The organism is Soonwooa sp. (assembly GCF_030151385.1).
Classification (GTDB): Bacteria; Bacteroidota; Bacteroidia; order Flavobacteriales; family Weeksellaceae; genus Soonwooa.
The window spans coordinates 43,173-66,047 of record NZ_JASLDS010000046.1 but is presented as its reverse complement, the minus strand read 5'-3'; the positions used below and the strand labels follow the sequence as shown (position 1 = coordinate 66,047).

Sequence of the window (22,875 nt, the reverse complement as noted above, 5' to 3'; positions counted from 1 at the left end):
AAACGAAATTTTCTAAAAAAAGATATATAACAATAAAACTAATTTATCTGCGTTAGAAAAAAAGCATATCATTATTTGATTTATTAAAATATTTATTTTTTCTTTGTACTTTGTAAATGATTATATCAACTATGAAACAAATTAAGTTGTTTTCACTTGCTCTCGGATCAGCTTTGGTACTTGCAAGTTGCGGCGGAGGGAATTCGAAAAAAGGTGGTGGAACAAAACGTTTTACTAGTAAAACTGGTTGGAAACCTAATGAGAAAAATGGTTACTTTTTCTCTGGTAAACAACAGAAGCAAAAAGGTTGGCCAGGTATGGTATACGTTGATGGTGGAACCTTCACGATGGGGCTTGTCCAAGACGATGTGATGCATGATTGGAACAATACGCCACGTCGTATGCAGGTAAGTTCTTACTTTATCGGTGAAACTGAAATTACTAACTACGAATATAGAGAATATGTTACTTGGTTAAAGTATGTATTCCCACCTTCTGACCCTAATTTCAAAAATATCTATAACGGTGCTTTACCAGATACTTTGGTATGGAATAACAAACTTTCGCGTAACTCTTATGCAGAGACTTATTTCAGAAATCCAGAATTCGACTATTATCCAGTAGTTGGTGTATCTTGGCTACAAGCTACTAAGTATTGCGATTGGTTAACGAACAGATCTAACGAGAAAGCTTTGATGCAAAAAGGGATTCTTCCAAAAGACCTTTATGCTAATGATGCTAATTTTAATGGCGAAAGTACTTTTAGCTTAGATAAATACAAGGCTAATGATGCAGAGCTTGATAATATTGTAGATAAAAATAAACTACAAAAGCAATCAGGTATCAAAACATCTAACCAAAGAATTGCTGCTGCTAACCGTAGCGCAACCTCTGGTATTGTTGAGAAGTTTAGACTACCGACAGAAGTAGAATGGGAATTTGCAGCTTTAGGAATGCAGAAGAACAGAAAGTATAACAATTACCTAGGTAAAGAACCTGAAATTGACAAGCTAAAAGGTGTTAAAGGTCGTAACAGAGGTATGTATATGGAAAACTTCAAAATGGCTAAAGGTGATTATTCTGGTGTTGCAGGATGGAAGAATGATGGATCGCCAACGACTTCTGATGTTAGAAAATATCAATCAAATGACTTAGGTATTTATGGTATGTATGGTAACGTTGCCGAATGGGTAGCGGACGTATACAGACCGCAGATTGATGAAGATTTCAGCGACTTCAACTATTATAGAGGTAATGTTGTTTTGCAATCTGAAAAGAATGCAGATGGTAGCTACAAAAAAGTTGGAAACGTAGAGATCAAGTACGATACTATGGCTAATGGGCAATTGGTATACAAAGGTCTACCAGGTGAATATGAAAGAAAAGTTGTACAAGATGACAGAAACTATAGAGATGGAGATTACCAATCATCTTTAGATATGTCTGGTACTAATACTGATAGCACATATAATATGTATAACTCTGTTAGAAAAGGTTTCGTAGTTAACAAATATGGAAACGTTGTTCTAGAAAAACAGAAAAAAACAGTAACAACCGATATTACAAACGAAGTAAGAGTTGTTAAAGGTGGTTCTTGGTTAGATTCTGCATATTGGTTAGATCCAGGACACAGAAGATACAAAGATCAAGGGAAAACATTCAGTTGGATTGGTTTCCGTGTAGCACAAGATGCTAAAGATACAGGTAAGAGAACAAAAAGATAAAACTTTATAAAGCAGTAGATTTTCTACTGCTTTTTTTATGCAGTACTATTTTTTAATCTTAATTTTGAAGCATGAATATCGAATCTTTTTACAACTTATATAAAGAAGCTAACAACTGCATTATTGACAGTAGAAAGCTTCAACCAAAAGACATCTTTTTTGCATTTTCTGGAGACAATTACAATGCCGCCGAAAAAGCCGAAGAGGTTATAGAAAGTGGTGCACTTGCTGTTATTGTTGAGGATATTAAATACAACAATCCAGGTCGTAATATTTTCTACGTTGAGTCAACATTGCAATTTTTGCAAGACTTGGCAATTTATCATAGAAGTCATCTCAATATTCCAATTATTGGATTGACTGGAAGTAACGGAAAAACGACAACAAAGGAAATGATAAGCACGGTTTTGTCAAAAAAGTTTAATCTTCAATATACTTTTGGAAATCTAAATAATCACATCGGAGTCCCTTTAACGATTTTGTCCATTAAACCTGAGCACGAGTTGGCGGTTGTAGAAATGGGTGCTAATCATCAAAAAGAAATTGAAACGCTTTGTAAAATTGCGCAGCCAACAATTGGTTACATTACGAATTTTGGAAAAGCTCATCTCGAAGGTTTTGGTGGTTTCGAAGGTGTTATTAAAGGTAAATCCGAGTTGTATGACTGTCTAAAAGCTAATGATAAGACAATTCTAGTTAACGAAGCAGACACTATTCAGTTGGAAAAGACAATGGATTATGTTAACAAAATTTCATTTGGAAAACTAACTTCAGATTATGTTTTTGAAGTTTTTGCAAAAGATCACTTTGTTGGATTAATTTACCAAAGCGAAAAATTGCTTTCAAATTTAACGGGCAGCTATAATTTTACCAATTTGTCTGCGGCAGTTAGTTTAGGCTTGCATTTCAAAATAGAATTTAGCGATATCAAAGACGCTGTGGAAGCTTATTTCCCTAGTAATATGCGTTCGCAAGTTCAGAAGAAGGATGGCAAAACTTTGGTGCTCGATACTTACAATGCTAACCCAAGCAGTATGTCGGCATCCTTGGATAACTTTAATGAATTCGAAGGTTCCAAAACAATTATTATCGGGGATATGTTGGAGCTTGGTTCCGAAAGTGAAGCTGAACATCAGTCTATTTTTGACAAAGCAAAATCACTTAATTTTGATAAAATAATAACTGTTGGTCAAGAATTTAAGAAAGTTAATCACGACAAATTAGCCTTTGAAAATACGACCGAACTCATTGAATTTCTTAAAGAAAATCCAATTACAACAGACAATATTTTACTAAAAGCTTCACGCGGAATCGCATTAGAGAAAGCTATTGAAGTATTATGAGATCTCGTGCTTAGACAAAAATTCGCCAAGAATTAAAAGAATATTATTGAAAGTGGAAGTTTCGACATCGCGTTGGATTTCCACTTTATTTTTCCATTCTACTTTGGTGATGCCTTCTTCAACCTGTGGCTTTGGTTGTGCAACGCCATCGTGCTCCATATAGTACCAATATGTTTTTTTAAGCACAGGTTTTGACTTAATTTGATACATGTGGAATGTGGTATTAATAAAGTTTTTGAGTTCCAAGTTGGTCAATCCGCATTCTTCCTCAACTTCGCGCAAAGCCGCAATATCACTAGATTCTCCTTTTTCAATTTTGCCTTTCGGAAGATCCCATTTGCCAAGGCGATAGATGAAGAGTATCTTTTTTTCAGGGTTCAAAACAATACCACCTGCTGCTTCGATGACTTGATAATGTTCCTGAAATTTAGTCCAAAGTGCTTCTACATCATGATAATATATTGCTGCATCTTTTGTCGAAGTGTTCTGTAAAAGGTCTAAAGCGATATCGAACTGAAGATTTTCCTCAAATGCTATGTTTCGCTCAACACTTTGAGGCGTTTCACTAAGGATTAATTTTTTTTCATTGATAAAAACTTTATACATTTGTGTAGCTTTAATATTAATACAAAAATAGAAAAATGAATCTAGAAGGACGCAAAATTATCGTAAATAAATCGGTTAAAGATTTGACAGAAATGCTAAAAAATGCTGAAGATTACAGAGCATTGATGCCAGACAGTCTTCAAAATTTTGAAGCAAGAGAGGATGGATTCAAGTTTTCTTTGAAAGGAATGCCAGAGATTGCGCTTAAGATTCAGGAAGTTACTGAGCAAAAAGTTGTTTTAGTTTCTGCAAGTTCTAGTTTGGATTTTGCTTTAACAGGAAATATGAATCCAATTAGCGATAACCAAACAGAAGTACAATTATTATTTGAAGGAAAATTCAATCCTTTTATCAAAATGATGGTTGAAAAACCTTTGAAAAACTTTATCGACGCTCTTACTGATAAAATCGAGCAACTTTAGAATTTAAGAAAAATGCCCGACGAATGATCGTGAGAACTTCCTGTAACTGAGGAAAGAACATTGATTTCGTTATTCATTTTTAAAACAGCCATAAAAGCAAAAATCAAAGCTTCTTTATAATCAATAATTTCCTTATTAGGAATGATGATTTGGGTTTTGGTTTTTGCTTTAATTTTTTCTATTAAATAAGCGTTGTGACTGCCACCACCTGTAAACAAAGCATTTTTGATATTATTTTGACTTAGATTAATGGCAATTTGTTCTGCGACATGTTCGGTAAATGTTGCCAAAATATCCAAATCCGAAAAGTCCTTTAACAAAGGCATTATCTGAGATTCTACCCATTCGTAACCCAAAGATTTTGGCTCGGATTGATGATAGAATTCAATTTTATTTAATTGGTTTAAAAGTTCAGAATTAATGTTTCCTTGCTTTGCTAATTCACCATCTTTATCAAAATCTCGACCTTGTTTTTGAGCAAAATAATTCAAAACAATATTGACTGGACAGATATCGTAGCCGATTCTTTTTTCATCTTTTTTAAATGAAATATTTGAGAAGCCACCAAGATTAACGCAAGCCTCAACATTAGAGAATAAAAGTTGGTCACCAATCGGAACCAAAGGTGCGCCGCTTCCGCCTAACAACACATCTTGCATTCGAAAATCGTAAGCGATATTTTTCTTTGTTAAAATCTGTATCGCGCGACCATCGCCAATCTGAACTGTAAATTTCTTTTCAGGTTGATGAAAAACCGTGTGACCATGCGAGCCGATAATATCTAGCTTATCAATGCTGTGCTTAGTAATAAACTCTTGACACAATTCGCCAAGGAGAAAACCATATTCTGAGTTTAATTCAAACAAAGATACTGCATCGCGATTGACAGCACTTTTTAGCTTGTTTTCCCAAGTTTTAGAATAAGAAAAGGTTTCGGCTTTTAAAATCTCAAAATGCCATTTTTCCTCTCGTTTCCAAAATTTAGAATAACAAATATCAAGTCCGTCTAGGCTAGTCCCAGACATCAAACCGATTGCGAAAAATTCTTGTGAAGTGGCCATTATAAGCCGGTTTTTGGAAGTCCTTTGGTGTTGAACTGACCAGAGTTGTTGTAGAATGTATATTCTGTAAAGTCGTCTTTTGCAACCATTCCGTTGGCGCCCACCAAAATATTGCCATCTTGGTCAGAAACGTATACTGTGTCTTTGGTATACATTTTTTTATTTTTTTTGTCCCAGTTGATGGTTTCCGTTACGAAAGTTCGACCTTCGTTGGTGATAATTTTTACGCGGCCTTTAGCAAAATAGAAATCTTTTTTTTCATCATATTTTGCATATTTAGCCCAAATTTTCCCAGGAACTTTTGGATTTTTCTTATCAAAATACTCAAGGTAAAAACCTTTTTTTGCTTCAACATATGGTGAGTCAATTAACTCATACTTTTCGAGTAAAGGTGCATCAAATCTTACTTTTACCTGTCCAGAATCGCGTTGGATAATCTTGGCGTTATGGATAACCTGTGATGCAAAGTTGGTATTCTTTTTATGATCGCGCTTGGTAATATCTTCGTCGCAAGATTGTAAAACAAAAAGCATTAAGAAACTTAAAAGAATTTTGTTTCTTAATGCTGTATATTTTGATATGTTACTAATTCTGAAAATCATTAGTAATAAATCTTAATTTTAGTTGTAAAGTCTTCTTCCGAACCACTTATCACCAAAGTTAATTCCGAAACGTAGGTTGACGAAGTTCTGTTGGATAAGATTGTTAGTAAGCGTACCAGTTCTACCGATTTCTAAACCTAGATCGACAGAGTTCATTCTTGTAATACTACTTTTTTGGAATGGAAGTGTAACACCACCAGTCACGGCAAATCTATTGATGTTTTGTCCAGCAATATTAAGTGCTCCTTTTTGATAGTATGCTCCATAACGGTAAACAACGCGAGAGAAGTAACTTCTAAAGTTGTTGTAGTTAGGTAAAATCCATCCACCAGCAGAGATTTTATAAGAATCGTGATACTTAAGTGTTTGACCTAAGTAATTAAAGTTTTCACCATTTCTATAATCAAGCTGTGTCCCAACAAACCATTTTGTATCGTGGCCATAACCCAAACCTAAAGAGAATTCTTGAGGTAAGAATTTTTTATCTTTTGTATCAAGCTCGTCGATAATGGTTTCGTAACCTTTGACACCTCCAACACCTGTATAATAAGTGCTGTTGACATATTTGCTTTCCATTTCGCCAGTTGTACCAAAAGTATAGGTTGCACCAAATGTCAATTTGTGATCATTGATGAATTTCTTTTGATAAGTTGTACCTAGTGTAAAGTTGAACGATGCAATCTTGTTGCTGTTAGAATATCCACTTAACAATTCTGCGTCAGAAAACGTAACTTCTTCGATGTCGTAAAGTTTTCCAAAGTAGAAGTTGGTTCTAAGACCTAAAGCAAAACTTGGCGTTATTTGATAACCAACTGCTGCTTGTACAGTATTAAGCGTTCCTTTACCAGTGTATTTGTGACCTTCAATATTTCCTGTGTCAGGATTATTCAAAGTACGAAGAATCTCGTATTGTTTAGAACTATAAGGTTGGAATCCTAATCCGAATTTTACCTTTTTACTCAAAGGCATCGAGATCGAAATGTTTGACAAATAAGTTGAGTGCTTTGTTACGCTCGTATTATTGTAGTCTGTTTTATAAAAATTGTTTTCGTTAGTACCTTCAACTTTTATAGTCGCTAATTCTAGATTGGTATTCGCGGCAGGGTTTTTAAAGTTGAAATTGTTATTAAAATCCCAGATATACGCTGTAGAAATACCTCCCATAGAACCAATGTCTACTGTGTTATCATATTTTATATCACCAATTCCGTAAGCTGCATATGGAGAATTACCGATGCTTTGTGCGTTTAGGTAAAGTCCCGCTGTAAGTAATGATACGACAAAAGTCTTTTTCATTCGTTATTATTATCAAACCGCAAATATCTTAATTAATAATGAATCTCAAAAATTTATTTGGCGTTAAAGTTTGTTAAGTAGATGAATACGACAAGAATTGCCGATATTTTTTGATTTTTATTAAACTAAAACAGAACAAAACCTCAAACTTATTTCTTTATATTTGTTGGCATGAAATGGGAAAACATCATTGGTCAAGAAAAATTGCAGCAACTTCTTTTATCAAGTATTGATGATAATCGGGTAGGGCATGCACAACTTTTTGTTGGTGAAGAAGGCTACGGAACATTAGCAATGGCTTTGGCTTTTTCTCAAGAGATTTTGTCTCGCGAGAATGCGACAGCAGCGCAAAAGGTAGAACATCTTAACCATCTTGACTTACATTTTAGTTTTCCGATTTTTACTGAAAAAAACATTTCCCTTAGTAAACGTTATTTTACGGAATGGCGTGAGATGATTCTTAATAATCCATACGCAAGTTTTGATGATTGGACCAATTATCTAGATTCGGAGAAGAAGCAGTTTTTTATTTCGGCGCAGGAGGCAGAAGATATGCATGCCAAATTTGCGCTTAAAAGTTTTGAAGGTGGAAGCAAAATTCTGATCATTTGGCGCGCTGACAAAATGAATGAGGAAGCGGCAAACAAAATTCTAAAGTTTCTAGAAGAACCTCCGAAGAAGACTTACATCATCCTTTGTGCCGAAAAAATTGACAATATTCTTCCGACAATTCTTTCGCGTTGTCAAATTGTTGAAGTACCGAGAATTGAGGATAAAGCTGTACAATCTTATCTAACTTCAAAATTTCCAGATGTTGATGCATCGCAAATTACTGCTGCGGTAGGACAAGCACGTGGAAATCTGAATGATGCGCAAAAGATTTTGGAAACTGGATCTTCGTCCAATGAGTTCGAAACTTTATTCATACAATGGGTTCGTAATGCTTTTATGGCGAAAAAGAAGCCCGAAGTTTTGCGCGCGATTATCCGTTGGTCACATGAGATTAGCGCTTGGAATCGTGATAAACAAATTCGTTTTTTAGAATTTTGTACAGAGACTTTTCGTTTGGCTTTGATGCAGAATTACGGCACTCCAAATCTTGTTTATCGAAAACTGGATAGCAATGGTTTTGGTTGGGATGCATTTTCGACTTACATCAGTGGTGCCAACATCGAAGCAATCTTGGATGAGTTGACGGACGCTAGTTATCATATTTCTCGTAATGCCAATGCTAAAGTGGTCTTGACTGATATGGGCATCAAATTAACGCGACACATTCATAAAAAGGCGGTTTAGCTTTTTCGCAAAATATTTAATCTTTATTTAATAAAAATTTATTCAATCAATCGTTTGATTTTATTTAAAAATGATTTACATTTGCAGCAAAATAATTGTAAATGGAAATTTCAAAAGAAGAAAATATTCTCTTTGCTGCCGAAAAACTTTTTGCTAAAAATGGTTTCGGGGGAACTTCCACGCGCGAAATTTGTAAAGAAGCGAATGTCAATATTTCGATGATTTCGTACTATTTCGGCTCTAAAGAGAAGCTTTATGAGCGAATTTTCGAATATCGAATGAATGAGAGTATTAGTTTCGGAAAAGATATTTTGGCACAAACCAATCTTAACGAGTGGGAAAAAATATGTTTGTTAATTGATCAGTTTTCTGGTAGAGTTATTCGTTTGCGAGGATTTTACTGCATTATGCAACGTGAACAATTAACCAACAAAACGCCATATATTTTGGATTTTCTTAAAACTTCAAAAATGAGTTTTCTGAAGTTTTACAAAGAGCTAATTACTTCTGGTTATAACAACAAACTTTTTACAAAAAAACCAAAAGTGGAATTTGTCCACTCAACAATTGCTGGAACAATGTTTTCTGGGATTAATGGTGTACAAATGTACAAAGAGTTTTTTGGCGCTCAGGATGATGCCAACTTCGAATCTGTATTCTTTGCAGATCTTAAAGAACATTTAAAAAACGTACTAAAATACCTATTAGGTTATAATGAAAAACAAACGAATTAGTTTAGGAATATTACTACTCATCAGTAGTAATATTTTTTTTCAAGCACAGACAAAAAAGAATTTGTCGCTTAACGAAGCTATCGACCTCGGGATTAAGAATAGCAAAAGCTTGAAAATTGATGAAGCCAAAGTAGAGGAAGCAACTGCTAATCTTCTAGAAGCTAAAAATAAGCAATTGCCAGATTTTAATGTTTCGGGAACTTATATGTATATGCCGATTAAGCCGAATGTTAATATCAAACTTCCGAATATGGCTGGCGGCGCAGGTCCAGATGTTAATCAGGTGATGTATGGTTCTGCCAATTTATCTTATCCAATTTTTGCTGGAGGACGTATTAAATATGGGATTGAATCTGCAAAATATCTGGTTGAAGCTTCGAAGCTAAGCACCGAAAATGATAAAATTTCTGTGGCATATAATATTGCGCAGGCTTATAATAATCTTTTCAAGGCTTCACAAGCTATTAAACTTTTAGAAGAAAGTCTTACGGCATCTCAAAAACGCGATCAATCTTTTATAAAACTAGAAGATAATGGTGTCATTGCTCGTAACGACCGTTTGAAAGCGCAGTTGCAAACTTCTAATATCGAAGTTCAACTTTTGGAAGCGCATAACAATTATGATATTGCGAACATCAATATGGATCTATTATTAGGTTTGGCGGATAACACCGAAATCGAAATTGATCCTAATTATATAGAAGAGCAAAATCTACAAGATGATACGTATTATTTAACGGAAGCTTTCAAAAATAGAAAAGACAAACAAGCTTTAGAATACCAACAAAAAGCAGCGACGCTTGGTACAAAAGCAGCAAAAGCAGAGAATCTTCCAACAATTGCTTTGACAGGAGGTTACGTTGCAGCCGATATTCCAAAAGTATTGACAGTTACTAATGCTGTTAATTTTGGGGTTGGCGTTCAGTATAATTTAGCCAACATTTGGAAAAAGAATTCTAACCTTGGTAAATCTTTGGCGGTTGAAAAGCAACTTGAAGCTTCTTCGGAATTGTTAAATGATAACATCACTCTGAATGTTAAAAAAGATATTCAAAACGAAAAATTAGCTTACCGAAAAATTGATGTTTACCAACGTGCAGTCGAACAAGCTGACGAAAATTACAGAATTACAAAAAATAAATTCGATAATGGATTGGCAACGATGACCGAATTGTTAGATGCCGATACTGCAAAATTAGCAGCTCAGGTTAACCTTATCAATTCTAAGGCGGATGCTACTTTGGCGCACAAAAAATTATTACAAACTACAGGAACTATTAATTAAACTATACATAAGACAATGTCAGACGCAAACAATACAACAACAAATACTAACAAAAAGAAAAGCCCCGTGATGTACATCGTAATGGCAGCTGTGCTATTGGGTGGAGGCTTTTATGGGATTAAAGAATATAACTATTCGCAATCTCACGAGGAGACAGATGATGCGCAAATCGCCGCAGATGTAACGCCTGTTATTTCTAAAATTTCAGGTTATGTTTCTGAGGTTAAAGTTAAAGACAACCAATTCGTTAAAAAAGGCGATACTTTGGTAGTTTTGGACAACCGTGATCAAAAAATGGTTTTGGAACAAGCGCAAGCAGCTTTGGGAACAGCAAGCAGTAATGTGAGCAGTGCACAAGCTGGTGCTAATGCTGCTTCTCAAAATATTAATACATCGAGAGCAGCAATTGCAACTGCAAATGCACAGATCGAAGCGGCAAAAGTTAACGTTTGGAAAACAGAACAAGATCTAAAACGTTACTCAACTTTGGTGCAAGATCACTCGATTACACAGCAACAATATGAACAAGCTTTGGCAGCGAAACAAACTGCTGATAGACAACTTCAAGTTTTAATCGAACAGAGAAATCAAGCAACACAACAAACAGGAAGCGTAAGCTCGCAATCGATGGCAACGTCGGAGCAAATTGGTATCGCTAATTCTGTGGTTAAACAAAGACAAGTGGATGTTGAAAACGCAAAACTTAATCTTTCTTACACCGTAATTCTTGCACCAGAAGATGGTTTTGTATCAAAAGTCCCAACACAAAAAGGACAATTTTTACAAGCTGGATCTCAGATTTTCAGTTTAGTAAATAAAAACGATAAATGGGTAATTGCTAACTTTAAAGAAACGCAACTTTCTAAAATGGTGGAAGGTCAAAAAGTTAATATCGAAATCGATGCTTTCCCAGACCACGAATTTAGTGGTGTTGTTAGCTCATTTTCTCCAGCAACTGGTTCTACCTTTTCGTTGCTGCCACCAGATAACGCAAGTGGTAACTTCGTAAAAGTTGTACAACGTCTTCCTGTGAAAATTTCTTTTGACCACATCGATCCCAAAGTTTTGGAAAAACTTCGTGCTGGTATGAATGTGAAGGTTGTTGTTTCACTTAAAAACTAAAACATCCAATGCAAGATGATTCTTTAGTAGAGTATGGTTTCCGACGTGCCATTATCACGATTACCGCGATATTGTGTGCACTTTTGGAAATTGTGGACTCAACGATTGTCAACGTGGCACTTAACGAGATGAAAGGAAATCTCGGTGCTACCTTGTCAGAAGTTGGTTGGGTAATCACAGCTTATGCCATTGGTAACGTTATTATCGTACCGATGACAAGCTGGCTTTCTCAACAGTTTGGACGCCGAAATTATTTCGCTGCTTCGATTGTGATATTTACCATATTTTCTTTTTTATGTGGGAATGCAACTAATATTTGGGAATTGGTATTCTTTAGACTTTGTCAAGGAATTGGTGGTGGTGCGTTGCTTGTAACTTCGCAAACCATTATCACCGAATCTTATCCTATCGAAAAGCGAAGTATGGCACAAGCCATCTATGGACTTGGTGTTATTATTGGACCAACTTTGGGACCGCCATTAGGAGGTTATATCGTAGATAACTATAGTTGGCCATATATTTTTTATATCAACATTCCTTTGGGGATTATTGCGACTTTGCTAACGATTCAGTTTGTTAAAAGTCCACGTTATGCCGAAAAGCGGAAAGCTTCGGATGTTGACTGGCTGGGGATTGGCTTACTTGCTGCTTTTGTCGGTTCGTTACAATATATTTTGGAAAGAGGACATGAAGATGATTGGTTCGAGAGCCAAGTTATTGTGTATTGTACGATTACAGCAGTTGTAGGATTTATTCTATTCATCTGGCGCGAATTAACTTTTAAATATCCAATTGTTGAACTTCGGGTTCTTAAGAACGGGAATCTTCGAGTCGGGACAATTATGTCATTTATATTAGGATTCGGTTTATATGGTTCTACCTTTATTGTACCACTTTATACCCAGAGTATTTTGGGTTGGACAGCCTTACAGTCGGGTGCATTGATGATTCCAGCAGCTTTAACAACAGCCTTTATGATGCCAATTATTGGTAAGTTATTAACGAAAGGTGCAAAACAGCAGGTTTTAGTGGCGTTAGGATTGTTTATTTTCTTTGTATATAGTTTTTGGGGTTACAAAATTTTGACGCCAGACACAGGAAAAGATGCTTTCTTCTGGATGTTGATTGTTCGTGGTTGTGGACTTGGATTATTGTTCATACCAATTACGTCACTATCATTAAGTACCCTAAAAGGTCCCGAAATTGGGCAAGGTGCGGCATTTACTGGGATGATGCGCCAGCTAGGTGGATCATTTGGGATTGCAGCTATCACCACTTTTATTGCTAATCGAAGTATGTTATACCGAAGCGATTTGGTAGAAAAATTAGATGTTAATAGCCTCGATGTTCAGCAGAGAGTCGCTGGACTAAAGGCAAGTTTCATGGCAAAAGGTTTAAGTCCTGATGTTGCTTTGCAATCGGCTTACAAGATGCTAGACTATTCTGTTACTAAGCAGGCAACGGTATTATCATATATGGATGTCTTTTTATATTTAGGAATTGCATTCTTGGTATGTATTCCGTTCGTACTTTTAGTTAAAAATAAAAAAGGCGGCGAGAAAATCGATCTTAGTGAAGCTATGCATTAATAATATTGTGTCAAAAAGTTAATAAAAGCAGTCATATTTGGCTGCTTTTGTTGTTTGTTTTAATGTTTAATTATTTTTTAATTTATAAAAATTACATTTTGTTAATGTTGATGTTAAAATTTTTATATATTTAGCGGCAACAAATAAAATCTTTTAAAACATGAAAAAACAATTACTTTTTGCTTTATTGTTAGTATCTACAGGTATTTTTGCTCAGAAAATACAAATTTCTAAAACGCTAAATGCACCAGCACAACAGGTGCAAGTGTCTAACAAGGCGTCGGTTTTGGTTAATCAAGCGCCTAGCAATGTTACGGTTGCAGCAACAATAGATCCTAATTATAATTTTAGCATTTATACAGCAGATGATATTAGCTTTCCACAATCAACAACTTTAAAAAGTATTAAAATAGCAGGGCAACTAGATTCTAACAGTTTCTTTGATCAAGCTTATCGTGGCGGGCATTTTATTATTTTTGAAGATAACAATGGAAAACCAGCTGGAAAGCCAGCAAATGCTCAGTCTGCTAAATTTAATTTTGATTTTGATCAAAATAATACAGCTGTTACGTATCAAATCCAAAGCACGACTGTTACTTTTACAATTGATTTGACAAATGTTAGTAATAGTGCTGGACTTAGCCTAGATGCTAATAAAACCTATTGGATTGCCTTTGCTGCGAAGGTTGATTTTGATGAAGCCGATTCTTCTGTATGGTATAATTTTTTATCTGATGATGGCAATAACAATGGATACTTTATTGATGAAAATGATAGCTTTAATCAAGATTTTACGAATTGGACGCCTTTAGCAGTATTAGAACTTCCATCTACTAATAATGTTAATATGCTTGTTGAAGGGGCAAGTGCAACTTTAGGCGTTAAAGAATCTTTTTCTACAAAATCAACATTCTATCCAAATCCGAGCAGTTCGAAAATTACTTTATTAGACGCAGATAAAACTGCTAAAGTACAAATATATAACCTCGCAGGTTCTATCGTTTTAGAAACGGTGCAAAAAGATGTTGATGTTAGCAAGCTTGCAAAAGGGAACTATATTGTTAAGCAAATTCTTAAGGACGGAAGTTCTATCAGTTCGAAGTTTATTAAAAACTAAACCTATATTTATATTGACCTAAAAAAAGCATTTGATTTTGTCAAATGCTTTTTTACTTTTATCTCGAAACCAATCTACATGGTACATCCAGATCTTCAGTTAAATAATAACTGCAACATAAACGGTGATAGCCATCAGCAATGACAACACGACCATTATCTCGAACCAATAATATTGGCGAAAGCTTTTTTCTTAAAACAATCTTTTGAATATTCGCTTGGATATGTTTGTTGTCCGCAGGCAAAATATGCAAACCGCTTGCACGGAAAATGTCTTTTGATTTCTTAACAATCGTTTTTGCTGCTCTCAATTTTTTAGAAAGTTTTGCTGCCTCTGTTGGTTCATAGATTAGCTCTAGATAATCTTGAGCGGCTGGAAAATCGTGATCTTCAGGTTCTTTTAACCAAATGTTTTCCATGCTTTGTTTTGTAGGTTGTTTCATTGTGTTTTAATATTTTAATTTAATATTGAAATGCGTTAATTCTATCGTTTTGTATCATTTTTGCAACCAAAATTTGATGTTGCTCTGTTTTTCCTCGGATACGCCAAGTTGTGCTAATCAGTTCTTGTGAGTATTGTTGTTTGATCATACTGTATTTCAGATTGCAATCATCAAACAGTTTTTTACAGTATTCAAAATTTTCTAATGAATTGGTGTTAATTCTGTAATCGCGAATTTTGTTATAATTATCAATGAAATTTTGAAGATATACAAGTAATCTCAAGATGATCATCACCAAAAAAGTACCTAAAAAACCTAAATACAAATGTCCAGAACCAACAGCCATTCCTAACGATGCTGTTGCCCAAATGGTGGTTGCTGTTGTTATACCACCAATTTTATTATCATCTTTAAAGATGACACCTGCACCCAAAAATCCAATTCCAGTAATAATATTTGCAGCCAAACGATCAGGGTTTTGTACACCGATATCGATACTTAAAATGGTAAACAAACATGAACCAAAACTTACCAATATAAAAGTTCGCAAACCTGCAGATTTGTTTTGATATTCGCGTTCGGCACCTATAATAAGTCCAATTAATATTGAAGCAAAAACAAGAATCAAATGGTCACCAACATTGGCAGATTCTAAAAAATTAATCTTTTCAAAAAAGTTCATGTATTTTATTTACAAGAATAAAGTTAAGATTTTTATGCTTAGTTATTTTATGTTTTTTGCAAGTTTTTTCAATTAAATGTTTTTAATATTACGAAAGTGTAATGTGTTGAAAATTAATACTTTACAATAAATGTATATTGATTGTATATTACTGCATTTCGTATATATCGTGAAACGGGATGTTTTTTAGTAGTTAATTTGTTTTTGATCACAAGGCCTAGATTAAATTATTCAAAATTTAAATTAAAAGAATTAATATGAAAAAACAATTTACTACATGTCTGTCTGCCTTATTGCTATGTTTTGTAGCAAAAACTAATATCAAGGCACAAGTTTATTCGATTGGTACTCCAACAAGCAATATTGATAATCTTACAATTCCTAGTGGCGTTTCTGATGATGGAAAGGTGATTGGATTGTCTAGTGTTAGTGCTAACTATTATTATACACAACAAGCAGGTCTGGTAAAAATTGGGAGTTTTGTTAATGATAATCTCTATACTGCTGGTAAAGTGGGGATAACAAAAGATGGAAAAAAAGCAGTTCTGTACTCAGGAAATGCTCAAGATAATGTTAATCAAATGGCTATCTATAATATTGACTCTAAGACTTGGCAATATTTAGGGAGTACAAGTGGAGGAACTTTCAAAAAAGATGATACTACACCTTATGGAATGACACCAGATGGGTCAACAATTGTTGGAATGGCTCTTGCGGATGATTATAGTTACGTAAAAGGCATATCTTGGAATTCTACAACAGGAATGAAGGATGTTGGATCAATTATTCCAGACAATGTATATGGTGTGTACGATGTTAGTGACAATGCATCAGTAATGGTTGGTTTCCAAACAGCGGAGGACGGAAGTCGTTACGCAAGTTATTGGAAAAATGGTACTCAAAAAGTTTTTGACGAAGATTCAGGAATGCCTCTTAATCCTTTTGAAGCAGTTTCGGGAGATGGAAAATGGGCGCTTGGTAGCACTTATACGAAGGCAATTATGTGGAATGAAACTGCAGGTCTTAAAGAATTAAACTATACGCATACTTCTAATCCAGAAGCGGTTGGCGTTGCAACGGCTGCCAATTATGATGCGAGCATTGTGATTGGTTACTATATTGGTGAGGAATACAGCATTCCTGGTGATGGAGAAGGTTTTATTTATTTTAAAAATTCAGGGATTAAAAACCTTAATACTTATGTTAAGAGTTTGGGCTTCGACGACTTAGGAATTACCTTTTCGTCGCCGTTGGCAATGTCTTCTAATGGCAAACAAATCATTGGGGTTGGTAGTAAAGCAAATGGATTAATGGTTCCGTTTTTAATTACTTTGCCAGATAGTGTTTTGGCTACAAACAATGTTAAATCAAATGATATAGAAATTTATCCTAATCCAGTTGTTACTGATCTTAATGTTAAAACATCTGGAAAAATTGAATCATTTGATATTTTTGATATGTCTGGTAAAAAAGTGACCTCAAACAAATCGGCTGCTGGTGACAAATCAATTAATGTAGCTTCTTTACCAAAAGGAACTTACCTTGTAAAACTAATCATTGATGGCGAAATTGTTACAAAGCAATTTGTGAAAAAATAATATTTTTGATTTTTAAACAGCAAACCCGAAATGACTTTCGGGTTTGTTTATTTTTTGACATAAATATTTTTCTCTATTTTTTAAAATTCATATTTTGAATTCGCACTGCGTTTAAAATTGCCAAAAGAGCCACACCAACATCCGCGAAAACCGCCTCCCACATTGATGCTTTTCCGCTTGCTCCAAGAATCAAAACTACAGCTTTAACTGCAAAAGCAAGAATAATATTTTGCCAAACAATCTTTTTGGTTTCCTTGCCGATGCGGATTGCCATTGGTATTTTGGACGGTTTATCATCCTGAATCACCACGTCAGCAGTTTCTATCGTTGCATCACTTCCTAAGCCGCCCATTGCGATTCCGACATCACTTAAAGCCACAACAGGAGCGTCATTAACACCATCGCCGACAAAAGCAACACTTTCGCCTCGTGCTTTTATTTCTTTCACTTTGTTGACTTTATCTTCTGGTAAAAGGTCTCCAAAAGCATTGTCAATAGAGAGTTTTTCGGCAACAGATTTTACGACAGCAGATTTGTCGCCGCTCAACATTGTTGTTTTGATGCCTAAACTTTTAAGTTCAGAAATCGCTTTTGCAGCATCTTCTTTTATTTTATCCGAAATCGTAATGTAACCTGCAAATTTTCCATCAAATGCAATGGCAATCAAGGTTTCTACAAATTGAGAATGGTCTACATTGTGTTGAATTCCAAATTTATCCATCAATTTAAAATTCCCTGCAAGAAAAACTTTTCCGTCGATACTTCCTTTTAAACCGTGACCAGCAATCTCTTCAATGTTTTCCATTTCTAAATGATGGTCGATTTCACCTACATATTCATGAATCGCAGTCGCAATCGGATGTGTGGATTTGCTTTCGATAAAATTTAAGTATTTTAAAATTTCATCTTTATTAAAATCATTAGAAATATTAACCTCTTTCACTTGGAAAACGCCCTCTGTAAGCGTTCCCGTTTTGTCCATCACTACATTTTTAATATCAGCTAAAACATCAAGAAAACTACTTCCTTTAAATAAAATTCCGTTTTTACTTCCAGCTCCAATTCCTCCAAAATATCCCAACGGAATACTGATTACCAAAGCACACGGACAAGAAACCACCAAGAAAATACAAGCTCTGTACAACCAAACTTTATAATCGTAGGTTTCTACAAAAAGATAGGGTAATAGGAAAATTCCCAAAGCCAAAAACGTAACAATCGGCGTATATATTTTGGCGAATTTTCGGATGAAAAGTTCCGTTTTCGCTTTTTGAGTGGTCGCATTTTGCACCATTTCCAAAATTTTGGAAAGTTTAGAATCCTTAAATTCAGTTTTAATAACAACCTCCGAAACCGAATTTAGATTAATCATTCCTGCGTAAACAGCATCGCCTTTTTGTTTGCCGTCTGGCTTACTTTCTCCCGTTAAAGCAGCGGTATTAAAAGAACCTTTTTCTGAAAGTAATTCGCCATCCAAAGCTAACTTTTCACCAGGTTTCAGTTGAATGACTTGACCAATTTTGGCATGTTCAGCTTTAATGGTTTTAGGTTGATTTTCTTCTAAAATGGTAACTTCATCAGGTCTTTGGTCGAGTAAAGTTTTAATATTTAATTTCGCTCGAGATACTGCCATTCCTTGGAAAGCTTCCCCAACCGAATAAAACAACATCACTGCAACACCTTCGGGATATTCACCAATCGCAAAAGCACCAATCGTTGCAATCGCCATCAAGAAAAATTCAGAGAAAAAATCGCCATATCTGATACTTTCAACGGCTTCTTTTATTACTGGCAAACCAACAGGAACGTAAGCAATTAGGTAATAAACCAATCTTAGCCAACCCGAAAACCAGTCGGGTTTAACCAAATAATCTAAGCTTAAACCAACAGTCAACAACGAAAACGAAATAATCGCAGGTAAAAAGAGTTGAAAAGTCGATTTGTCTGAATCATGGTCGTGGTCGTGATCATGCGAATGTCCATGTTCATGATTGTGGTCGTGACCGTGTTCGTGAGAATCGTGATTGTGAGGTTTATTTTTAGGACGTTCGTCCGAGCAGCAGCATTCCATAACTTACTTTATTTTCAACAAAGGTAAGCAGGATAGGCGTGCAACACTATTGCATTGTTTGCAGACAATCTTTGCAAACGCCGTTGGCTACGAATTTTAATTCTTTAATTAAATAATCTTTTGGAAAATCGACATTCTGAAAATTGATATTTTCTAAGCAAACCGTGTTTTTACACTCTGTACAGAAAAAATGCAAATGATAATCGTGATGATTGTCCTCGTCGCAATGGTCGTGACAAAATAAATATTGCGTGGTGTTATTTTCCTGAATGCTGTGAATTAAACCTTTCTTTTCAAAGGTTTTTAAAGTTCGATAAATCGTGCTTCTGTCGGCGGTTTCCAAGATTTCTTCTAACTCTGCTAACGAAATAGAATGCTTTCTTTTCAAAAACTCAGACAATACCAATTGTCGCATTGGCGTAATCGGAATATTTTTGTTTTCGAGGATGCGTTCTATTTCTTGCATTTTCATGGATTAAAATTACGAAATTAGTACAGATAAACACTTTTATTTACGATTGATTTTACCGATAGTCGTTTCAAATCAAAAAGTACCGTATCACGCCAAAACCAATGCTCAACAGAATTACATAAATCATATTAACCTTGAATCTGGTTAAGAGTAAAAGACAAACTCCAGCCCAAATAAGGCTTATCCAATTGATGTTTTCAAAATTGAAATTTGAATTATAAAACAGAACATTTTCGCCCAAATAAAATGCGAGATTCACAATAACGCCGACAACTCCCGCAGTAACTAAAGAAAGCACCGCTTGAATAGTCGATTTTTTTTGCCACTTTTCGATGAAAGGTCCGCCCAAAAAGATGAGCATAAAATTGGGCAAAAAAGTAAAATATGCGGCCGCCAACAGACCAATACTTCCAATCAATAAAGAATGTTCGCTGTTGTTAAAAGCTGCCATAAATCCAACATAAGCCAAAACAATCACCAAGGGTCCAGGCGTGGTTTCGGCAAGTGCAAAACCGTCAACCATTTGCGTATTCGTTAACCAATGAAGTTTTTGAGTAACCAAGTTCGCAACATACGGAATCACTGTGTAAGAACCACCAATCGTGAAAAATGCAGCTTTGGTAAACAATAATGAAAAACAGGTAAAAAATGCGCCATCATTGCTAAAATGAATCAGCATTAAAAAAGGAATAATCCATAACACAACAAAAACTGAAAATTGTAAAAATAACTTCTTAATCGATATTTTTGGATTCTCCTGTAAACTATTGATATAATAGTTTTCTTCGTTTTTTAAATGTTCTTTTGTTGGCTTTTTTAAGTTTAAAATTTTTGGATTTAGTACTTGAATTAAAATTCCCAGAACAATAATTCCCAAGATAATCCAAGGCATCGGAATGCCTACGAAAAATGATAAAATAAAAGCCGCAAAGGCAACAAAAATATGAACCACCGAAAGCAAAGATTTTTTTGCAACTTTATAAGTGGCGAACAAAATAATCGCTAAAACTGCGGGTTTCAAAGCATCAAACAATGAAATAAGAAACGGATGATTGCCGTAGATTGCATAAATAATGCTGAGCGCCAACAAAATGAGCGTGGATGGCAAAATGAAAAATAATCCCGAAATAATTCCGCCTTTTATGCCATGAAGTTTCCAGCCTATGTAGATGGCAGTTTGGTGCGCTTCTGGTCCTGGCAAAATCATGCAAGCATTTAGGATATGAAAAAACTTGGAATCGCTAACCCATTTCTTTTTTTCGACCAAAAAATCATGCATAATCGTGATATGTCCTGTAGTTCCACCAAAACTAATCCACCCCAATTTGAACCAAAACCAAAAAGCCTCCCAAAAGGAAGGTTTTTCAATTTTATTTTGTGGAATATTCTGCATTTATTAGCACTATAAATATGCTCTAAAATACGGAAAATTGATGGATTTTAAAAGGACTTTGGGTTACATTTTTGTTATTTTTTTGTTCTAAATAGTACTAATAAAATGTAAAATTGTGATTGATATTTTTAGAAATGCGTTTGTCCTTTTTATTGTAATTGATTGTTTTTTAATTATTTGTAAGTCTTGTCTATTACGTGTCTATTATAAGAAAGATTGAGGTTTGAGTTTCTTTAGATTATTGTACATAATTTAGGTTTACAAAAAGTAAGGTGTTTTATTTTAACACTTTTTCATTTTTTAATTAAAAATCTAACTTAAATCTTAATTATGAAAATCAAAAATTTATCAATTAAAATGTTACTGATGATGGGTTTATTCTCTTTGCCCACTCATGCGCAAGTTTATATGATTGGGACGCGTTCTAACGATGTTAACAATACACCTTTTGCAAACGGTGTTTCGGATGATGGAAAAGTAATTGGTCTTAACTCAACAAAACAAAACTATATTTGGACGGAAGCAGATGGTATTAAACCAGTTGGTCAACTAATAAGTGTAGATGATTATTCTGCAGGATCAGTTAACATTACAAGTGATGGAAAAAAGGCAGTCATGCTTTCGGGTAATATGGCTAGCGGAACTAATCAAATTTCGGTGTACAACATAAGCAACAATACTTGGGATTACTTAGGTTCTAAAAGTACAGATTACAATACTGATCTAAGTGTTCCTTATGCGATTACACCAGACGCAAGTGTAATTGTTGGTACAGCTAGTCCAGATACATACGCATATAGTCGAGGTATCTATTGGAAAGCAGGGAATGATAATTTCCAAACGCTTCCATCATTGTATCCTGATGAATATTTTGCAGCTTGGGGCGTAAGTGCTGATTCTAAAGTTATGGTTGGTTATCAAGATAATCAAAATGGAACTCGTCTGGGTTGTATTTGGAAAGATGGTGTCCAAACAATTATTGTAGATAGCAACAATAAGCCTGTAACTTCCATTCAGACAGTTTCTGGTGATGGAAAATGGGCTTTGGGTAGACATGGTATTTATGCGATGAAATGGAGTGAGGCGACTGGTGTTGTTGATTTGGTTGATCCTAATGCAGCGACGACTTTTACAGGATTGACCACTTCCTCTAATTATGATGCTAGTTTGATAGTCGGTTATTATAAAAGTCCGAATGCTGTTAATCCAGGTAATGGACAAGGTTTCTTATGGACAGAAAAAACAGGCTTTAAAAATCTAAATGATTTAGTTAAAGATTTGGGATTTGATGACCTAGGAATTCGTTTTGCCGTACCACTTAAAGTCTCAACAAATGGAAAACATATTGTAGGTATTGGCGTAACATCGACAGGTAATGTGGCTTTCAAAATTACTTTGCCAGATAGTTTCATGGCTACACTTAATACGACTAAAGCTTCTGTTGATGTTAAAATCTATCCGAATCCAGCACAAGATATTTTGAAAATAGATACAAAAGAAAACATTTCAAAATATGAAATCTACGATATGGCTGGAAAAGTTGTTTTAAGAAATGATTTTAAAAGCGCAGAAAATTCAATTGATGTTTCTAAACTACCAAAGTCAACTTACATTCTAAAAATGACAATTGATGGTAAAGAGGTGTCAAAGACTTTTATAAAAAAGTAGTTTTTTTCTTATGCATTATTTTTTGGTTTAAATTAAGTCTGGAAAATTTTTCCAGACTTTTTATTTTCTGTATTTCGCGTGTAAATACAGATAACTACAGGCTTGTCAAAGTTTTTTCAGTAGTAATTTTCGTATATCTCTTTTCAAAAATAGATGAGTTGTTAAAGTGGGGAAATTTGCGCGATCACCTTTCTTTAAAACTGCAAAATAGGCGACAGAGTTTTCGACGATGAAAATATATGAAACTTCACTATCATAATTAAACGACATCATCAATGGTTCGGTGAAAATAATTAATTCTTTATATACAAAATGTTCCGTCAAGCCTCGATTTTTACAGAAATCTCGAATT

General features: G+C 34.7%; 20 protein-coding genes. 11 read left to right on the top strand and 9 right to left on the bottom strand.

Features of this window, described 5'->3' with window-relative positions:
• Positions 1-131 precede the first annotated feature (131 nt).
• Together gldJ and murF are read left to right on the top strand one after the other, a co-directional pair.
• On the top strand, positions 132-1,724 hold the full coding sequence (gene gldJ, locus Q1V95_RS08500) for a gliding motility lipoprotein GldJ (protein WP_300672699.1): 1,593 nt from the start codon (positions 132-134) through the stop codon (positions 1,722-1,724).
• Positions 1,725-1,795: 71 nt separating this feature from the next.
• Positions 1,796-3,067, top strand: coding sequence for a UDP-N-acetylmuramoyl-tripeptide--D-alanyl-D-alanine ligase (gene murF / locus Q1V95_RS08495; protein WP_300672697.1), 1,272 nt, complete (start codon positions 1,796-1,798; stop codon positions 3,065-3,067).
• Here the strand turns inward: murF and Q1V95_RS08490 are convergent.
• Entirely contained in the window at positions 3,062-3,673 is a 612-nt protein-coding gene (locus Q1V95_RS08490; protein ID WP_300672696.1) for an NUDIX domain-containing protein, read from the bottom strand. The genes murF and Q1V95_RS08490 overlap by 6 nt on opposite strands.
• A gap of 35 nt (positions 3,674-3,708) precedes the next feature.
• On the opposite strand from Q1V95_RS08490, the gene Q1V95_RS08485 reads away from it, so the two are divergent.
• A complete protein-coding gene (locus tag Q1V95_RS08485) occupies positions 3,709-4,095 on the top strand; it encodes an SRPBCC family protein (protein WP_300672694.1) in 387 nt (128 codons plus the stop codon).
• Here Q1V95_RS08485 and Q1V95_RS08480 read toward each other — a convergent pair.
• The 3 genes from Q1V95_RS08480 to Q1V95_RS08470 are packed head-to-tail and all read right to left on the bottom strand — an operon-like array spanning position 4,092 to position 7,054.
• Complete coding sequence (locus Q1V95_RS08480) at positions 4,092-5,156, bottom strand: anhydro-N-acetylmuramic acid kinase (protein ID WP_300672692.1); 1,065 nt, start codon at positions 5,154-5,156, stop codon at positions 4,092-4,094. The two genes, Q1V95_RS08485 and Q1V95_RS08480, sit on opposite strands and share 4 nt — an antisense overlap.
• The gene (lptC, locus tag Q1V95_RS08475; RefSeq protein ID WP_300672690.1) at positions 5,156-5,758 is read right to left on the bottom strand and encodes an LPS export ABC transporter periplasmic protein LptC; all 603 of its coding nucleotides are present in this window, start codon (positions 5,756-5,758) and stop codon (positions 5,156-5,158) included. Before lptC ends, Q1V95_RS08480 begins: the two co-directional genes overlap by 1 nt.
• Before the next feature lie 18 nt (positions 5,759-5,776).
• On the bottom strand, positions 5,777-7,054 hold the full coding sequence (locus tag Q1V95_RS08470) for a hypothetical protein (RefSeq protein WP_300672688.1): 1,278 nt from the start codon (positions 7,052-7,054) through the stop codon (positions 5,777-5,779).
• A gap of 171 nt (positions 7,055-7,225) precedes the next feature.
• On the opposite strand from Q1V95_RS08470, the gene Q1V95_RS08465 reads away from it, so the two are divergent.
• The 6 genes from Q1V95_RS08465 (at position 7,226) to Q1V95_RS08440 (ending at position 14,197) form a co-directional block, all read left to right on the top strand.
• Positions 7,226-8,350, top strand: a complete 1,125-nt coding sequence (locus tag Q1V95_RS08465; RefSeq protein WP_300672686.1) for a DNA polymerase III subunit — start codon at positions 7,226-7,228, stop codon at positions 8,348-8,350.
• A gap of 101 nt (positions 8,351-8,451) precedes the next feature.
• Complete coding sequence (locus Q1V95_RS08460) at positions 8,452-9,084, top strand: TetR/AcrR family transcriptional regulator (protein ID WP_300672684.1); 633 nt, start codon at positions 8,452-8,454, stop codon at positions 9,082-9,084.
• Entirely contained in the window at positions 9,065-10,369 is a 1,305-nt protein-coding gene (locus Q1V95_RS08455) for a TolC family protein (protein ID WP_300672682.1), read from the top strand. The genes Q1V95_RS08460 and Q1V95_RS08455 overlap by 20 nt, the downstream gene beginning before the upstream one ends.
• 15 nt (positions 10,370-10,384) lie before the next feature.
• Positions 10,385-11,491, top strand: coding sequence for an HlyD family secretion protein (locus Q1V95_RS08450; protein ID WP_300672680.1), 1,107 nt, complete (start codon positions 10,385-10,387; stop codon positions 11,489-11,491).
• Between the two features lie 8 nt (positions 11,492-11,499).
• Entirely contained in the window at positions 11,500-13,080 is a 1,581-nt protein-coding gene (locus Q1V95_RS08445) for a DHA2 family efflux MFS transporter permease subunit (protein ID WP_300672679.1), read from the top strand.
• Positions 13,081-13,240: 160 nt separating this feature from the next.
• On the top strand, positions 13,241-14,197 hold the full coding sequence (locus tag Q1V95_RS08440) for a T9SS type A sorting domain-containing protein (RefSeq protein ID WP_300672677.1): 957 nt from the start codon (positions 13,241-13,243) through the stop codon (positions 14,195-14,197).
• Between the two features lie 58 nt (positions 14,198-14,255).
• On the opposite strand, the gene Q1V95_RS08435 is transcribed toward Q1V95_RS08440, so the two are convergent.
• Both Q1V95_RS08435 and Q1V95_RS08430 read right to left on the bottom strand, forming a co-directional pair.
• Positions 14,256-14,639 carry a hypothetical protein gene (locus Q1V95_RS08435; protein ID WP_300672675.1) on the bottom strand — a complete coding sequence of 128 codons (384 nt, stop codon included), beginning with the start codon at positions 14,637-14,639 and terminating at the stop codon, positions 14,256-14,258.
• A gap of 19 nt (positions 14,640-14,658) precedes the next feature.
• On the bottom strand, positions 14,659-15,321 hold the full coding sequence (locus Q1V95_RS08430; protein WP_300672673.1) for an MgtC/SapB family protein: 663 nt from the start codon (positions 15,319-15,321) through the stop codon (positions 14,659-14,661).
• Positions 15,322-15,578: 257 nt separating this feature from the next.
• Between Q1V95_RS08430 and Q1V95_RS08425 the strand changes: the two genes are divergently transcribed.
• Positions 15,579-16,919 carry a T9SS type A sorting domain-containing protein gene (locus Q1V95_RS08425; protein ID WP_300672671.1) on the top strand — a complete coding sequence of 447 codons (1,341 nt, stop codon included), beginning with the start codon at positions 15,579-15,581 and terminating at the stop codon, positions 16,917-16,919.
• Between the two features lie 73 nt (positions 16,920-16,992).
• Here the strand turns inward: Q1V95_RS08425 and Q1V95_RS08420 are convergent, their stop codons facing one another.
• The 3 genes from Q1V95_RS08420 to chrA all read right to left on the bottom strand — a co-directional run bounded on the left by Q1V95_RS08420 (position 16,993) and on the right by chrA (position 20,855).
• On the bottom strand, positions 16,993-18,990 hold the full coding sequence (locus Q1V95_RS08420) for a heavy metal translocating P-type ATPase (RefSeq protein ID WP_300672669.1): 1,998 nt from the start codon (positions 18,988-18,990) through the stop codon (positions 16,993-16,995).
• Between the two features lie 46 nt (positions 18,991-19,036).
• Complete coding sequence (locus Q1V95_RS08415) at positions 19,037-19,456, bottom strand: transcriptional repressor (protein ID WP_300672667.1); 420 nt, start codon at positions 19,454-19,456, stop codon at positions 19,037-19,039.
• A gap of 73 nt (positions 19,457-19,529) precedes the next feature.
• Positions 19,530-20,855, bottom strand: a complete 1,326-nt coding sequence (gene chrA, locus Q1V95_RS08410; protein WP_300672665.1) for a chromate efflux transporter — start codon at positions 20,853-20,855, stop codon at positions 19,530-19,532.
• A 330-nt stretch (positions 20,856-21,185) separates the two neighbouring features.
• Here chrA and Q1V95_RS08405 point away from each other — a divergent pair, with 330 nt between their 5' ends.
• A complete protein-coding gene (locus Q1V95_RS08405) occupies positions 21,186-22,523 on the top strand; it encodes a T9SS type A sorting domain-containing protein (protein ID WP_300672663.1) in 1,338 nt (445 codons plus the stop codon).
• The last annotated feature ends 352 nt before the right edge of the window (positions 22,524-22,875 follow it).